General features: G+C 52.4%; 14 protein-coding genes and 1 pseudogene. 6 read left to right on the plus strand and 9 right to left on the minus strand.

Features of this window, described 5'->3' with window-relative positions; genetic code table 11:
• Positions 1-56: 56 nt before the first annotated feature.
• Complete coding sequence (locus tag K6L24_RS08150) at positions 57-1,046, plus strand: nitrilase family protein (protein WP_062742709.1); 990 nt, start codon at positions 57-59, stop codon at positions 1,044-1,046.
• A gap of 93 nt (positions 1,047-1,139) precedes the next feature.
• On the opposite strand, the gene K6L24_RS08155 is transcribed toward K6L24_RS08150, so the two are convergent.
• Both K6L24_RS08155 and pdxR read right to left on the minus strand, forming a co-directional pair.
• The gene (locus K6L24_RS08155; RefSeq protein WP_137269326.1) at positions 1,140-2,141 is read right to left on the minus strand and encodes an aldo/keto reductase; all 1,002 of its coding nucleotides are present in this window, start codon (positions 2,139-2,141) and stop codon (positions 1,140-1,142) included.
• Positions 2,142-2,159: 18 nt separating this feature from the next.
• Positions 2,160-3,644 (minus strand): MocR-like pyridoxine biosynthesis transcription factor PdxR, encoded by a 1,485-nt coding sequence (gene pdxR, locus K6L24_RS08160; protein ID WP_222682154.1) that lies wholly within the window; start codon positions 3,642-3,644, stop codon positions 2,160-2,162.
• A gap of 91 nt (positions 3,645-3,735) precedes the next feature.
• On the opposite strand from pdxR, the gene K6L24_RS08165 reads away from it, so the two are divergent.
• A complete protein-coding gene (locus tag K6L24_RS08165; protein WP_222682155.1) occupies positions 3,736-4,203 on the plus strand; it encodes a GNAT family N-acetyltransferase in 468 nt (155 codons plus the stop codon).
• 191 nt (positions 4,204-4,394) lie between these two features.
• Positions 4,395-5,294, plus strand: a complete 900-nt coding sequence (psrA, locus tag K6L24_RS08170; protein WP_062742705.1) for an L-proline-binding transcription factor PsrA — start codon at positions 4,395-4,397, stop codon at positions 5,292-5,294.
• Here psrA and K6L24_RS08175 read toward each other — a convergent pair.
• The 5 genes from K6L24_RS08175 to K6L24_RS08195 form a co-directional block, all read right to left on the minus strand.
• Entirely contained in the window at positions 5,269-6,075 is an 807-nt protein-coding gene (locus tag K6L24_RS08175) for a substrate-binding domain-containing protein (RefSeq protein WP_222682156.1), read from the minus strand. The two genes, psrA and K6L24_RS08175, sit on opposite strands and share 26 nt — an antisense overlap.
• Before the next feature lie 15 nt (positions 6,076-6,090).
• Positions 6,091-7,386: an MFS transporter gene (tcuC, locus tag K6L24_RS08180; protein WP_118663819.1), complete on the minus strand. Its 1,296-nt coding sequence runs from the start codon at positions 7,384-7,386 to the stop codon at positions 6,091-6,093.
• A gap of 371 nt (positions 7,387-7,757) precedes the next feature.
• The gene (locus tag K6L24_RS08185) at positions 7,758-8,084 is read right to left on the minus strand and encodes a hypothetical protein (protein ID WP_222682157.1); all 327 of its coding nucleotides are present in this window, start codon (positions 8,082-8,084) and stop codon (positions 7,758-7,760) included.
• A gap of 239 nt (positions 8,085-8,323) precedes the next feature.
• Positions 8,324-8,869: a hypothetical protein gene (locus K6L24_RS08190; protein ID WP_222682158.1), complete on the minus strand. Its 546-nt coding sequence runs from the start codon at positions 8,867-8,869 to the stop codon at positions 8,324-8,326.
• Between the two features lie 646 nt (positions 8,870-9,515).
• On the minus strand, positions 9,516-10,352 hold the full coding sequence (locus tag K6L24_RS08195) for a MipA/OmpV family protein (RefSeq protein WP_222682159.1): 837 nt from the start codon (positions 10,350-10,352) through the stop codon (positions 9,516-9,518).
• Positions 10,353-10,557: 205 nt separating this feature from the next.
• Between K6L24_RS08195 and K6L24_RS08200 the strand changes: the two genes are divergently transcribed.
• The 3 genes from K6L24_RS08200 to K6L24_RS08210 are packed head-to-tail and all read left to right on the plus strand — an operon-like array spanning position 10,558 to position 13,111.
• Positions 10,558-11,235 (plus strand): response regulator, encoded by a 678-nt coding sequence (locus tag K6L24_RS08200; protein WP_062742699.1) that lies wholly within the window; start codon positions 10,558-10,560, stop codon positions 11,233-11,235.
• On the plus strand, positions 11,235-12,623 hold the full coding sequence (locus tag K6L24_RS08205; RefSeq protein WP_222682160.1) for a sensor histidine kinase: 1,389 nt from the start codon (positions 11,235-11,237) through the stop codon (positions 12,621-12,623). The genes K6L24_RS08200 and K6L24_RS08205 overlap by 1 nt, the downstream gene beginning before the upstream one ends.
• 50 nt (positions 12,624-12,673) lie before the next feature.
• Positions 12,674-13,111, plus strand: a complete 438-nt coding sequence (locus K6L24_RS08210) for a hypothetical protein (RefSeq protein WP_222682161.1) — start codon at positions 12,674-12,676, stop codon at positions 13,109-13,111.
• A 105-nt stretch (positions 13,112-13,216) separates the two neighbouring features.
• Here K6L24_RS08210 and K6L24_RS22290 read toward each other — a convergent pair.
• Positions 13,217-13,427: pseudogene (locus K6L24_RS22290) on the minus strand (integrase); the annotation flags it as partial.
• 394 nt (positions 13,428-13,821) lie between these two features.
• Positions 13,822-15,432 (minus strand): LA2681 family HEPN domain-containing protein, encoded by a 1,611-nt coding sequence (locus tag K6L24_RS08220; RefSeq protein WP_222682162.1) that lies wholly within the window; start codon positions 15,430-15,432, stop codon positions 13,822-13,824.

Here is a 15,432-nt window from a genome sequence, read left to right on the forward strand (position 1 = left end):
TACCGTTATCAGTGAGCCTGCTGTAATGCCTTTCCGATCACTTCTGGAGTTTCATCATGTCAGAGAGAACCGCCCTCAGGGCCGCCACCGTACAGTTTCAGCATCAGGCCGGAAATAAGCAGTACAACCTGCTGATCATGGAGAAGTTTATTCAGCAGGCCGCCCTGCAACAGGTAAAGATTCTGACCTTCCCGGAAATGTGTATCACCGGTTACTGGCATGTGCCACGGCTTTCCGCCAGTGAGGTGTCTGCGCTGGCTGAACCGCTGAACAACAGCCCCTCGCTGGCGCTGATCCGTGCGCTGGCGGTAAAACATCAGATGCTGATCGGTGCCGGGCTGATTGAACGTGCCGATGACGGGCGTCTCTATAACGCCTATGTGGCCTGTATGCCCGATGGTTCAGTGCATACGCATCGCAAGCTTCACGCTTTTGAGCACCCGGCCATCAGCAGCGGCGACAGATTCACTGTGTTTGATACTCCCTGGGGCGTGAAAGTGGGGATCCTCATCTGCTGGGATAATAACCTCGTTGAGAACGTGCGCGCCACGGCGCTGCTCGGTGCCGATATCCTGCTTGCCCCGCACCAGACCGGGGGAACACAGTCGCGCAGTCCCTGTGCCATGAAGCCGATCCCGCTGGCGCTCTGGGCGCAACGGGCGACGCGCAAAGAAGAAATCACGGCGGCATTTAAAGGGGCCAGTGGCCGGGAATGGCTGATGCGCTGGCTACCCGCGCGTGCCCATGACAACGGGCTGTTCGTGTTATTCAGTAACGGCGTGGGCGCAGACCAGGACGAAGTGCGCACCGGCAATGCGATGATCCTGGATCCCTATGGCCGGATAGTGGCAGAAACCTGGGTGGCAGAGGATGCGATGGTCAGTGCCGAACTTGATTTAACCCTGCTGGCGATGAGTACGGGGCGGCGGTGGATCCATGGTCGTCGTCCGGACTTATACCACATCCTGACCGAACCGCAGGGCTATGAGCGCGATGCGATCAGCGCCAGATTCTCAACGGATATCCCCCGCCAGCAGGATCGGTAACGGCCCTGTCGCCGGGCCGGGCCAGCCCTTCATCCCCGGCGAAAGGGGCGGATCATCAGTGCTGCAAGGCCGGCAGGGGATAACCGTCGCCGGTTAACCTGTCGCCGGTGGCCGGTTTTCGGCCATCATCCCGGTGAGGTGATGCGGCTGGTAACAGGCTTCAAGAGAGTGAATCTCCTCCACACTCAGCTTCAGGTCAACTGCCTTAACCGCACCGTCAACGTGGTGTCGGCGGGTGGCGCCGACCACCGGTGACGTCACTCGGGTCAGTAACCAGGCCAGCGACACTTCGGTCATCGACACGCCCCGGCGCGAAGCCAGCTCACTGACACGGTTGATGATCGCCTGGTCCGCCCCGGCGGTGCTGTCGTATTTGCCTTTTGCGTAACTGTCCTCACGGGAACGCCGGGTCTGCGGGTCTGCCACCCGCGACAGCCTGCCGCTGGCCAGGGCGCTGTAAGGCGTCATGGCAATGTTATCTTCCGCGCATAGCCCGGCCAGCTCCCGCTCGTCTTCGCGCATGATCAGGTTGTAGTGGCTCTGCACCGACACAAACGGCGTCAGGGCTTCCTGCCGGGCAAGGGCATTGGCTTTGGCCAGCTGCCAGGCAAAGCAGTTGGAAAGCCCAATCGCACGGACTTTACCGGCGGTCACGGCCTGATGCAGCGTTTGCAGAATCTCGAGGATCGGCGTGTGGTAATCCCACCGGTGGCAGATATAGAGGTCAATATAATCCATGCCCAGGTTCTGCAGGCTCTGCGTCAGCGAGAGGGTAATGGCCTCTTTAGCCGTCACCCCCGCTGCCATTTGCTGCGCGGTACGCGGCAGAAATTTCGTCGCCAGCACCACCTCATCCCGTTTTGCCATATCGCGTAATGCCCTGCCGACATAGCGCTCGCTGGAGCCGTTCTGATAGGCAATGGCGGTATCAAAAAAATTGATGCCGTTTTCCAGCCCGTAGCGGATGATGTCGCGACTTTCCGCTTCGTCCAGCGTCCAGCTGTGTGGCCCGGTGGTCGGGTCGCCAAAGCCCATGCAGCCCATACAGATGCGTGAAACGTTCAGGTCGCTGTTGCCGAGGGGGGTGTACTGCATGCTGCCTCCTTGTGGGGGTTATTTTCTGGCCAGCTGCCGGGCCAGTTTCCTGATCCCGTCAACGATCTCCGCCGGTGTATGTGCGGCAAAGCCGAACAGGATCGCCTGCTTTTCCGGTCGGGTCTGGCAGTAGCGTGCAAGGGGTTGCGCGCCCAAACCCGCCTGACGACAGTGCGCAAGGATAACGGCTTCGTCAAGGTGCTCCGCCAGCCAGCAGACAAGATGAATGCCGGAATCCGCAGGTTCTACGCTGAAAATGTCGGGAAGATATAAGCGGATGGCTTCTGTCATCACCCTCTGGCGTTCATGGCAGGCTTTCCTTACGCGCCTGACGTGGCGGGCATAATGCCCCTCAGCGATAAAGGTGGCGAGAAGGGTTTGATCCAGATAAGCCGTCCGCGTGTCCGCATAGTACTTCGCGATTTTAAAGGGCTCCACCAGGTGTTCAGGCACCACCAGGAAACCCAGATGAAACCCCGGGAACATCATTTTGGAGAAGGTTCCGGCGTAGATCACCCGCTGGTGCTGATCCAGCCCCTGCAGGGCCTGGATTGGCTGGGCGGCATAGCGAAACTCACTGTTGTAATCATCCTCGAAGATCCACGCGTCACGCTCTGCGGCCCACTCCAGCAGCGCCATTCTTCGTGACAGACTCAGGGTTCCGCCCAGCGGAAACTGATGGGAAGGGGAGGTGAAAATCATTTTCGCCCCCGGCCACTGGCGGATGCCGCTGGCGATGTCCATTCCCTGTTTATCGCCGCTCACCGGGCGGATGACCGCCCCCATGGAGGTAAACGCCCCCAGGGCACCGTCGTATCCCGGTTCATCGAGCCAGACTTCATCGCCCTTCTGTAACAGCACCTGCGCGGCCAGATTCATCGCCTGCTGGGTTCCACTGACAATCAGGATCTGTTCCTCTGTGCAGTTCAGGCCCCGCGTGGTGCGGACATAGTCGCAGAGGGCCCGTCTCAACGGTCGGTAGCCCATCACCTCATTGTGGCGGCCGTCCAGCTGGCGATACTGCCGCCAGAGGCGGCCGGACAGCCGCCCCCACAGCGCATAAGGGAATAAGTCCGTGCAGCCGATACCGATATTAAACGTCAGGTTTTGTCCGGAGTGGGGCAGCGTCGCGTCCCACAGCTGCTTCATCACCTGCGTCTGCGGATCCAGCCGGGGGCGACTTTTTTCCCGCGCCGCCTGGGGGGAGGGGGCCACAGCCGCCGTGTGGATCATCTCATCAGGAATGACCGGCGCAACAAAGGTGCCCGCGCCCTGCCGGGTTGTCAGATAGCCCTCATCGCTGAGGCGTTCCAGACCCGACAGCACGGAGTTCCTTGAAATGGCCATCATTTCAGAAAACGTTCTGCTGGAGGGCAGCTTCCGCCCGGCTTTAAGCTCGCCGGTCAGGATCATCTCTTTAATCACCTGATAGAACTGTTCTTTAATTTTCCCTTTTTTAAGCAACAGGCCCGGGAAGCTGGCAACGTTCTTTTCTGGGCGCAAAGTGGATCCATAATATTTCAACAAAGTGTATCTTACAGGATACCACTGGGCGCGTTACTCTTGCATCTTCTTAACGATGAGGGGTAATTAAATGATTGATAAAAATAGAGAAAGTGCAGCGGTGAACGTTATGCCTGTTCAACAGAAGGATTACGCACAGTGGCTGCCGTACTGGCTGAGTTATCAGGCTTTCTACGAAGTTCAGTTATCTGAAGACGCCACGGCGGCTGCCTGGCAGCGTTTTTTTGACGCCGACAGCGCCATTTTTTGTGCCGTTGCCCGGGAGGGGGAAACCGTTATCGGGTTTGCTCACTACCTGTTTCATCCCTCCACCTGGGCGGTCAGCGAGTACTGCTATCTTGAAGACCTGTTTGTTGCGCCCCACTGTCGCGGCAGAGAGACGGGAAAACAGCTGATTGAATATGTTCAGCAACAGGCCCGTGCGCGGCAGTGCGACAGGTTTTACTGGCACACCCAGGAAAAGAACGCCACGGCCCAGCGGCTGTACGACCGGGTGGCAGAGAAACCCGGCGTGATCCAGTACAGAATGCCGCTGTAAGGCGCGGTCTCCGTCGCGGGATTTTTCCTTAAACAGGCCGTGGCGATCAGGACAGGGCAAGGAGCTGCAGGTGCAGGCCATTTCGCGCCGTCTGCCGGGATGGCCTTTACCCGTCGCGGGCTAATCGGTAAGCTCAGGCAGCGTGTCTTTTTGTTTACCCTCTGCCGACGCTGAAAGGATTATCTGTCGCTATGCCCGTCAATTTTGATCTCAACGATCTCTACGCCTTCCGCGCACTGGTTGAATACGGTAATTTTCGCCTTGCAGCCGAGTCCATCTGCCTGTCTCAGTCGGCACTGAGCCGCAGGATTGAGAAGCTGGAGTCTGCGCTGGGCATCCGGCTGTTCGACAGAACCACCCGGCGCGTGACGCTGACGCTCTACGGCCAGACCTTCGCGGCGCGTTCCGATCAGCTGCTGTTCAATGTGGAGTCGCTATTAGGGGATATCACTAAGGTCAGTCAGGAACGCGTCGGGCTGGTTACCGTCGCCACGGTGCCCTCGGCGGCGTACTATTTTATGCCCGATGTGATCCGCCGTTTTCAGGCGCGCTACCCGCAGGTACGCGTCAGGATTATTGACAGCAGCGCAGGGAATGTTATCGAAGCCGTTGCCAGCGGAGAGGCGGACTTCGGCCTCTGTTTTGCGCGCAGTCTGCAACCCAATATCGACTTTCTGCCGCTGGTGGGGGATGTCTACGTGGCGGCCTGCCGGCGCGATGGTCCCATCGCCAGCAGAAAAAGCCTGACGTGGCGGGAATTCTATCAGCAGGATTATGTGGGGCTGGATAAGTCCTCCGGCAACCGTAACCTGCTCGATCAGATGCTGGAACACATCATCCCTGAGCGTCCCAGTATCTGCGAAACCCGCCACGTCACCACCATGCTGGGCATGGTTGAAGCGGGGGTCGGTATTGCTGCCGTCCCGGCGATGTCGATGCCCTCGTCAGAATATTCGCTCCTGACATCCGTACCGCTGACTGACCCGGTGGTCAGGCGGACGGTGGGGCTGATCAGACGCAGCGGACGGATGCAGTCTTACCTTGCTGCCGAACTGGAAAAGTTGATCACCGAACAGTATCACGCGGCGTAACAGGCTGTTCAGCGCTGACCGTGACCATGCCGGTGGCCTGTATAACGTTTTGTGCCGAAGCAGAAGATAAAAAAGCCAGTAGCGCTTTTCCTTCCCGCGGGTGATCTGCTTTCGCGGTGACCGCACCGGCAAAGCGGGTCACGTACTGCAGATCGGCCGGCAGCTTGCCAATAAAGGTGACGCCCGCAACAGGGAGCAGCTCACTGACCTGCTGAAAACCGAGCGTATATTTCCCTCTGGCCACTTCGGACGCTACCGGAATGCGCTCAATCATCTGCGCTTTGTGCTTCATTTCGTCTTCAATACCCAGTTTTTTAAACAGCTGGCCGCTGACATAGCGGCCGCTGGCGCTGTCTGAATACGCCACCGACCTGGCCTGCAACAGGGTATGACGAAGTGCCGCCGCGTTGTTGATATCAGGTTCAGGGTCCCCCTGTCTGACGACCATGCCAACCGGTGAGTCAGCCAGCTCTACGCGGGAACCGGGTTGCAGCCGGTTATCCTGTGCCAGATGAGTCAGCGCGTCACCGACCATGATCACCACGTCGGCCTTTTCCCCCCGCGCCAGCCGCGACGGGATCGCCTGTGGGCTGTTCCCCATCGAGGGGCCGGGAACCAGCCTGATCGTGTCGCCGCTGCTGGCTTCATACTGCGGGGCCAGTTTTTCCAGTGCTGCTTTAAAACCCCCTGAAATCATCACGGTCACTTCTTCGGCCGGTACGCGCGGGCTGACGGAAAACAGCAGCAGCGTAGCCGGGAGTAAACAATAAAATTTTTGCATGATAGCGTCCCTGTTTTAACCTGCGGTTTGCAGTGATAACCCGATGCGGCGGTACAGATAAAGCGTTGCCAGTAAGGCACAGACGGCGGCAAAGCTCATCCAGTAGCCCGGTGAGGCCTTATCGCCGGTGTACTCAATCAGCGCGGTGGAGATGACCGGGGTAAATCCGCCAAACACGGCGGTGGCCAGACTGTAAGCCAGTGAGAAACCGGCCACTCGCACTTCCACCGGCATAATTTCCGTCAGCGCCGGGATCATGGCACCGTTATACAGACCATAAAGGAAGGAGAGCCAGAGCAGCACCGCCAGCATCATCGAAAAACTGGGGGCCTGAGCAAGCAGGTGAAGCGCCGGATAGGCGGTAACCAGGGCCAGCAGCGCCATGGTCACCAGCACCGGTTTGCGGCCAAAGCGGTCTGACAGAGCGCCCCCGACCGGCAGCCAGAGGAAGTTCGATACTGCCACCAGCAGCGTGACCAGCAGGCTGTCCGGGGCGCTGAGCATCAGGACCTTCTTACCGAAGGTGGGGGCATAAACGGTGATCAGATAGAACGCGGTGGTGGTCATGGCGACCATCAGCATACCGGCTATTACCACCTGCCAGTTCGCTAACAGGGTGGTAAACACCTCGCGCATTGCCAGAGGGTTGCGGCGGCGGGTGAACTCTTCGGTCTCTTCCAGCTTACGGCGCAGGATAAAGATAAAGGGCACAATCAGGCAGCCAAACAGGAAAGGCAGACGCCAGCCCCAATCGCGAATGGCACTCTCTTCCATCAGCATATTGAGGCCAAAGCCCATGGCCGCGGCGACCATAATCGCCACCTGCTGACTGCCGGATTGCCAGCTGGTGTAAAAGCCCTTGCGGCCCGGCGTGGCAATTTCCGCCAGGTAGACGGAGACGCCCCCCAGCTCTGCGCCCGCCGAGAAGCCCTGCAGCAGGCGGCCCGCCAGCACCAGCAGCGGTGCCCAGAGCCCAATCGCCTGATAGGAAGGAATGAGCACAATCAGGAAGGTGCCTGCGGCCATAATCGACAGGGTCACAATCAGTCCTTTACGCCTGCCGACTTTATCGATGTAGGCCCCCAGCACGATGGCGCCAATCGGACGCATCAGAAAGCCTGCCCCAAAGACCGCGAAGGTCATCATTAATGAGGCAAACTCACTGCTGGCCGGAAAGAAGGTATGGGCAATGTAGGTGGCATAAAATCCGAACAGGAAAAAATCGAACTGCTCAAGAAAATTGCCAGAGGTCACGCGCAAGATGGCGCTAATTCTTGCCCCGGTGGTCATGGGGGCGTGAGAGGAATGCATGGTTATCTCCAGTTTGTCGTTGACGCTTTTACCGCGCCTGTTGCTGCAGACTGGATCAGAAAAATAGCGTAAATAAGCGCAATAAACTCATCGATTCATGCGTCTGGCGCATCAATGGGTTTTAACCATCATGCCAGACAAGCTTTAACAGGCCATTAACAGGGGGGAAGCTGTTCACCCGGTTCGTTACAGACGAAAACATGGATTACCGGTTTTGTGACGGGGCGCATGCGGGGCAGGTGGGACGAAAGGCTGAGGGGGGGATAAAAGGAGGGACGACGTTTGTGACGCGTCCCTGAAAAAAGTAGCCGCGCCTGGTGTCAGCAGCATGCCGGTGTTAAAACCGTTTCGGCATCTGCCACCGGGCTATTTCAGGCGGGATTTCTGATTTTCTCCAGGCCTTTTTCCAGGCGGGACAGGTTATCAACGGTTCCCCCTTTGTCTAAATAAGTAAACCAGCCCGGGACGACCTTCCTGAACATTTCCACGCCCTCCGGGGTGACTTCAGATTGTTTTAACTCAAACGCTTTATTTAAACTTCCGTCTTCATTGAAAGGATCTTTCGCGAACAGCTCGTTAGCTTTCATGAACGTCAGCAGCGCGGTCAGCGAGCAGGTTATTCGTTCGTGGTACGTCCTGTTTTTATTGCGCGAGTAAAGCATAGGAAGACTGCATAAGGTAAAGTCTGTCTCATTCACGATAGTGCCCTGCCATATCCAGACGGTGTCTGTATCTGAAGTCAACTATGCCCGCGGGCATCCGTATTGTTGCCGGGTATCAACCCCGGCACCGAGTTTAGCATTTCCGTTAATCCATAAACAGGCAGCAAGCGGAAGACAGTCATCGCCGTGGCTTAACGGGGGGGAAGACAACAGAGGCATAAATAAGACGGCCCTTACAGGCAGACTTTCGTGATATCCGATGGGGGAAATGTCTGTTAAAAAATCACGCCGCTATCGCTGGCCGATTTTAATCTTTCGCCGTAAGGGCTTTTATTAAACTCTTTGACTTTTTTATAATTAAATAATTTATCTTTTTCCTTATAGTCATCTACGCTTGAAAAAGCCTGAAACGTATTATCGTTGAGCACTCTGATGTGTAACTGGAGTTCGGGAGAGTCGTAACCATAAAGTTCGACAAACCCAGCAATTTCACTTTGACGTGCAACCATAATCGCTTCTTTACTGACAGATTGATGAGTGTAAAAAATAGCTTTGACCATGATGGAACTACCGGAAATCTGATCGTTTTTACCGAAGTCAGGATTGTCGTAAGCTTCAAAAACCACCCCGCCATTCATTTCAGGTGTTTGACCAAGCCACTTATAACCCTCAATAACTTTAGCGACCGACTTGATCTGACTGGCATACTGAAGGCTGGTTCTGTCTTTATTGAGATCTAAGCGTTCAAAGGTTTCTGCATTCGCAATAAAAGATGAAGTGACCAATATGACAGCGAACCACAATCCGAGGTTTTTTTTCATTTATTGTCTTTACCAGATATAAAGGATAATAGGAATCGATATATCAGCACGGGCTGATATTAAAAGGCCAGTATGCACAATTTTACGCTCTACAGAAAGCAATGAAAGTTAAAAAAGGCTACCGGATACGATAGCGTTATAACGGTGAAAAAAATAAAAATCAAACTTAATTTGATGATGTTAGTAATTAACCACATCTGTTTTTAACACGGGAGTTGAGCCTTCGACATGCCGGTGAAACATGATTCGTCGTTATCCGTTCCCCATTTTTCGCTGTCACCCGTTTCTTTGCTATCGGCCTGCCCGAATCAGAGAACTGGAGGAGGTCAGCACGCTACCTGAGTCGTCAATGACAGGGCAGGCGATCGCCGAACCGGGAAGCGCGTAATTCAGCAGACCGATGTCGGTTACAAGGCCACTTGGATAAGCCTCTGTTAAGATTTTCCTTGTGCTTTACTTTACTCAGAATCATTGGCAGGAGCAGGCAGCCTTTACCGGCCTTCCGGGATTAAAAGGTATGCCGGATGAAAATAGGGGCTGACGCTGAGTTGAGTAGTGCCCCATCATCTGAACTGGGGCGGGGCAGATTTGTATTTATTGACAGTGCATAGCCACAAGCTAACCAGAAGCACGCGCCGAACCACGATCAGAAGCTATATGTCACCTTCAGGCTGCCAGTGGGCGACGTTTTTCGTTGAACAATGGGACTATTTCGCGCATCACCAGCCAACTGCGTAAAACCTGCTGCGGCAATGACGCTCCAGTCTTGATTAAGCTTGTGCGTCCAGTCCATATTCAGTGAATAAGCATAAATTCCAGACCTGGCATCATAGCGGGTAAACCCCGATGCGGCCGACTGTGATGCACTTACCCCGTAGTAGGTCTGCATGTACTTGCTGGTCCCCCAGCTACTGGTCAGCGCCAGCGTCACAGCGTTTTCCGATGACGTATAGAGCGGGCTGATAATGCTGAAATGCAGTGCCTCACCATTGCTTCGCTGAGAAACCGGCACCTCAGCCTGCAATTGCACATTAAGCCAGTCGGTCACCTCGTATCCCAGGCCAGGCAAACCGATAGCTGAGCCCTTAACGTCACCCATACCTCGCAAGTCGTCGCTACCGTAGCTGAGCGAGTCGCTGTCCACGTCACGATCCTTTCTGCCTGCGCGATAACTCAGCGCAGCGCTGTAATCAAACTTGCCGATGTTGTTACCGTAACCGATACCCCGCGTGGAGCTGACAAAAAAACCATTTTCCATAGCGTAATCAATCACCAGGGCCGTCGTGACCCGGCTTTCATCCGAACCAGAATAACGTGGCGCAACATCCACGCCTCCTCCCAGGGTCAACTCGTTGCCCTGGTTCTGTTCTGCAGCCAGTATGGGGGTTGCCAGTAACGCGAGGACCAATCCTGACAGTAATTTTTTCAGGGTATGCCGCGAGAGTGAATAAGGGAACTTATGACTCAGTTCGATGTTTTTCATTAAGGAAGTCCTTGTGGGTTCAACTGACTACGATACAAGCGGTTTTAAACGCCAGAACGCTCAGTCTGAATGCTGACCCTGAAGTTCTCATGAGCCAAAAATGAAGAAACACTGAAGTACGTACCCGTTCTGCAAAGCTGATAGATTTACTGACACCGTTTATTTCTTCAGACGTTCTTCATTCACTGTTGATAAAGTAACTATTGTGAAAATTCTCCTCATCGAAGACGACATCGATCTGGGTAATGGCGTACGTATTGCCCTTACAGACCAGGGATTAGATGTCATATGGGTTCGCCGTAAAGTGGATGCTCTGCATCAACTCGATCTGTGCGTGCCAGAACTTGTATTGCTCGACCTCGGCCTGCCCGATGGTGATGGCATGAGCCTGATGGCGCGTCTGCGTCAGCAGCTCAAGGGGATCCCCGTCATCATCCTGACTGCCCGGGGCACTCTGCAAGATCGCCTGACCGGGCTGGATGCCGGTGCAGATGACTATCTCGTCAAACCTTTTGTTCTCGCTGAGTTATTGGCCAGGGTGAGAGCACTTGTGCGGCGCAGTTACGGTTTTCAGAATGAGGTCATAGAGATTCGAGGACTGTCTCTCCATGTGCCGACTCGTCGCGTGACAGTGCGCGAAGGTCATGTTGATTTAACGGCAAGTGAATACGCGCTGCTTGAAACGTTAATGTTGCGTTCTGACCGTGTTCTGACCCGTCGTTTTCTGGAAGAAAGGATCTTCGGTGCAAAAGAAAATATGAGTAATGCGCTCGATGTCCATATGGGAAATTTGCGTCGCAAAATCGGTGACGGCTATGTGCGAACAGTGAGAGGGGTGGGGTTTGTCATTGACACCGTATCCCTTCAGAAGGGGGCAGGGTGATGCGTAATTTTTGGCGCTATCTGCGAGTTCCAACGCTCGTACGGCGAATGATGATCGCCCAGATGCTCTTACTCACGCTGCTGTGGTGTGTTTTTCTCACCTACATTTTATGGGACAACCTGCGCAGCCCTCCAATGCTATCAGGCAACAAAACCTATGAAACCATTCTGACACTGGTGGATCGTATGGCGGATCGCCCGCACGATCTCACCGCTGTGCTGGAAACGTTCAGCAAGGCATTACGGGAAGGCTATGGCGGAGGTGAAGACCCCAAAATGTCGATCAGCCTAATCGTCCGGAAGAATAAAGAGATCATTTATTCCTCTGCCGGCGCTCCATCAGGAGTGACAAACACCGCTTATGGGATGATTCAGCGTGTGCAGAGTAACGGCCGCACCTGGACTAGCCGTACTCTGAAGTCCGGGAACGCCGACACAGAGGTGACACTGCTCACTCCTGCTGGCGGTTGGAATTTCTTCATATATTTGAACTCGCGCGGATACTACATATTACCGTTGCTGGTCTGCATCCCTTTTCTTCTGTTTCCAGCGTGGCTGTCAATCCGTATTGCAATGCGTCCCTGGAACAAGGTGGCAAATGAAGTTTCCTTACGAACACCCGACGATCTTTCTCCCTTAAAAGCCGTGCCAAAGCACAAGGAGCTTCGCCAGATAGTGGACGCGATTAATATCTTCCTTGCCAGGGTACGAGAAAGCACTGAACGGGAACGGACTTTCATTGCCGATGCCGCTCACGAGTTGCGTACTCCCCTGGCTGCCATGCGAGTCAACGTTGAGGCTTTGCAGTCCGATGTCAGCAACGTCAGGCAACAGGAATTGCTTGCAGGGATTATTCGTAGCAACAGCCGTGCTGCTCGCCTCGTCAATCAGTTGCTGCTGCTGATGCACAGTGAAGCGCGCATTGACACTGTGATGGAGCCTGTGGCGCTGACGACGCTGATACAAGAGCGAATGGCTGAGTTGGCACCGCTGGCTGCAGAGAGCCGTGTTGAGCTTGAATTCTATTCTCATGATGAAGTCTGGATGACAGGTGTCAGGGAACGCCTGATGTCGCTGATCGACAACTTAATTGAAAATGCTGTGAAGTACAGCCCTGAGGGCGGGCGGGTTGAAGTAGAGGTACGATCGTTAGAAAAATCCATTCAATTGCGTATCTCAGATGCGGGGCCCGGGATCCTGGTTGAACTGAGGGAGCGGGTGTTCGACAGATTTTTTCGTGATCCCAATCAGATACAAAGCGGGAGTGGATTGGGGCTTGCCATAGTCAAAGCGGTTGCGCAGCAACATCACAGCAGTGTTTTACTCAGTACGTCTGCAGAAGGTGGGCTGATGGTGATTGTTGATATCCCCAATCACCATTCCGTCTGAAAGATAACGCAATATTAGTCCCAATCATGCTCAGGACATTGACCAGAATAATGGAGCATAAATTGAAATATTTAGCCCTGGCTACACTATTATTTTCTCTGTCACTTAGTGGATGCGCCATAACCGTCAGCGATTTGAAAAACAGCAAATCCTCCTTAGACGGCAGTTTCATTAGCAAGACGGGGTCCTCCGATACTTATCGAACCCTGAGGCACATGGCAAGGCAGTGTCTGGAATATGAGTCATATTCAGGAAACCCGGTCATCGTATTAAGCGAGTTTGACGGTGAGAGTAAAGAAGGTGAGATCACTCAAAAGCTGCTTTCAGAAGGACTGTTGATCAACAACATGCTCATTCAGATAGAAAGTGATGATGGTGATAAAGCTAAGATCAGCCTGTACACAACCAAGAATATCTTGAGTACGGGCATCAGGTCGCCAAAAGTGAGTGATATCAAGCGCTGGGCTGAGGGCGACAGAACGTGCTGACGCGACACTCTCATACAACTCAGCAATACCGTGAAGCCTCCTGGCCTGAAAATTAGCCATTTCCCTGGAACTAAATTTTCCCACGCGCCAATTACTGATTTAAGGTTTAGCAATCACTTCAAGTAAACCTTTTTTCCCGATACCTTTCAGCAGGTCGATAACGTGACGGGTTTTCAGTTCTGTGACTATTTTTTATTACTTTTATGCCACTCCAGCGTCCCTGTTTTCAACATGGTCTCCGCGTGCGTGAGCCACGTGCAGCGGCTCGCTGCTGTGCCGGGTTGATGTTCAGCGCCAGCATTTTACGGATACTTTTTTATGAAAAGCAAAAAGCCCGCTCAGGTTTCCCTGAGCGGGCTTTTCTGAATGTGGCTCCTCTGACTGGGATCGCCTTTGCCAATAACTGGCTAATAAGTAAGCTAAACCTGAATTCCTTTTGTGTCAAGACCACCAGAATGACCACCAATAGTTGCTCGTTACGTAAAACAGGTTTAAAAACTTCGCTTCAAGCGCTGATCGTGCCACGAGGTTCCCTGCAAAAGACGGGTATCCAGAACAAGCATCTAAAAGTCGGCTCGAAGCGAGATGGTGTCCAAAGAGTTCTGACGGTCTGCTCTGTGCAAGGAGCGGAAGTTGGAGTGTCAAAGACTCTCTAATAGTGGATGGGTAGTTTTTGAGGGGTGTTTACATAGCGCTTCGTTTGCTGCCTTTTACTTAGGTTCTGAAGAATACCTTTTCATATGGAGTTTATTGGTAATATAAGGAATATTCTCTTTTTTTTGTTTCTTACCTTCATGTCTAACCATAAAAGCAAATGAAAATATTGCTGAACGGGTTATCTGAATTAGCTGACCGAAATGGTGAATAAACTCATCCTCTTTGATAAAAAGAATATCTTTAATCAATTTATAAGACTGGTAAAGATCTTCTGCTTTATCACTTTTGTGTACCACCAAAAATTTATGTTCTAGACCATTGCGCCACTCTTTATAAAAAGACAATTCGCCACCTTTATTTTTATTCAGGTCAGTAGCAATGCTATACAATGCTAAAAGTCCAGGTGACTTTATATCTTCAAACCGTTGTCTTCTGTTATCAACATCTAACTGCCAGAAGCTTTGAAAATAGATATTTTTCTGTAACCCGCCCTTCTTTGCAGGTGGATAAACTTTGTGAAGTTCACAGATACATACCGCAATCTTATCGAGAATACCAAAGCAGAGACGAAATGCCGTTCTGATCTTCTCAATATCAATGCCTAAGATCTCGTCATTATGTAACTCTAAAAAATGACATTCTTCTTTAATTTCATCCGTATCCTGAGGATAAAGGTATTCAAAATAGAGATGGCGGGCAAGTGAAAACTCCGATTTAAAGCGGTTTAATGCCATCTCCATTGGAATGATAAAATCACCGGTTACACCAGAAGAAGAGATGACAAGATTATCGGTGGCACTCCCCACACAGGGGCAATAAAGACCGTGCTCGGACAGCGTCAGATGATTTATTAGGCAGAATTGCCTGTATGCACCCAATGCGTCAAACTCCTGTTGCGTGAGCATGTCATCATGCTCGTCCGTTTCGCCGTCTGCTGATACACATTTTTCTATTTTATCGTTCGTTTGTGCTATACGCCCAAGATAAAATGATTCCCATTGTGGAGGGATTTTTTTGGAAATAGATGCATTAATATACCCTTTTCGTATCTCCTTTAATTGCTTAATGGAGTATGAAGATGAAACAAGGTTTAGCTCAATGAGCGCAGCAGAACGATTAACCCAGGACTGTGGTATATCTAATCCCTTGCGATTAGTGAGGTCATAATATCTCAGTGCTTCACTGATCCTAAATTGACTTCTTAGTGAATTGGCCAGATTAACTGACAGTTCTGCCTGGAATTCTTCGCTCTCCTGTGAAGAGAGGTTGAAGGCTCGCCAATAGATGTTTTTTAACGAAACGAGTTCTTCTATTGATTGAAAGGTATGATCATGAGGGTTATTGACAGTTATCAAATTAGACAAAGAATTAGCATAATTATAATAAAAATGGCTCTCTCCTTGTACATGTGCTAATGCTTCCTTGTTATCATCCATCAGCTTAAAACCAAGCTCTGCTGCATTTTTGTGGTTGCTCATTTGGCCAATATCAACAAGACCGCCAGCCACATTCCCCAGCACTATAAAATAATTTTCACCCTTGACCGTTATTTTTCTCAGTTTTTCCAGGAATACAACAGATTGCTGGTATGCCAGGTCAAAATCACCACAGTCAACCAGTCGGTGAATATTGAGACTTTCATCTACAAGTTCTTTTGTAATCAT

It is taken from the genome of Erwinia persicina, from assembly GCF_019844095.1.
GTDB classification, from domain to species: Bacteria; Pseudomonadota; Gammaproteobacteria; order Enterobacterales; family Enterobacteriaceae; genus Erwinia; species Erwinia persicina.

Excerpts from the sequence above, each read along its gene's own strand:
- K6L24_RS08150 (WP_062742709.1), top strand. The coding sequence starts at position 57 with ATGTCAGAGAGAACCGCCCTCAGGGCCGCCACCGTACAGTTTCAGCAT.
- K6L24_RS08220 (WP_222682162.1), bottom strand. The coding sequence starts at position 15,432 with ATGATTACAAAAGAACTTGTAGATGAAAGTCTCAATATTCACCGACTG.
- tcuC (WP_118663819.1), bottom strand. The coding sequence starts at position 7,386 with ATGCATTCCTCTCACGCCCCCATGACCACCGGGGCAAGAATTAGCGCC.
- K6L24_RS08195 (WP_222682159.1), bottom strand. The coding sequence starts at position 10,352 with ATGAAAAACATCGAACTGAGTCATAAGTTCCCTTATTCACTCTCGCGG.
- K6L24_RS08165 (WP_222682155.1), top strand. The coding sequence starts at position 3,736 with ATGATTGATAAAAATAGAGAAAGTGCAGCGGTGAACGTTATGCCTGTT.
- K6L24_RS08155 (WP_137269326.1), bottom strand. The coding sequence starts at position 2,141 with ATGCAGTACACCCCCCTCGGCAACAGCGACCTGAACGTTTCACGCATC.
- K6L24_RS08210 (WP_222682161.1), top strand. The coding sequence starts at position 12,674 with ATGGAGCATAAATTGAAATATTTAGCCCTGGCTACACTATTATTTTCT.
- K6L24_RS08175 (WP_222682156.1), bottom strand. The coding sequence starts at position 6,075 with ATGCAAAAATTTTATTGTTTACTCCCGGCTACGCTGCTGCTGTTTTCC.
- K6L24_RS08190 (WP_222682158.1), bottom strand. The coding sequence starts at position 8,869 with ATGAAAAAAAACCTCGGATTGTGGTTCGCTGTCATATTGGTCACTTCA.
- psrA (WP_062742705.1), top strand. The coding sequence starts at position 4,395 with ATGCCCGTCAATTTTGATCTCAACGATCTCTACGCCTTCCGCGCACTG.
- K6L24_RS08205 (WP_222682160.1), top strand. The coding sequence starts at position 11,235 with ATGCGTAATTTTTGGCGCTATCTGCGAGTTCCAACGCTCGTACGGCGA.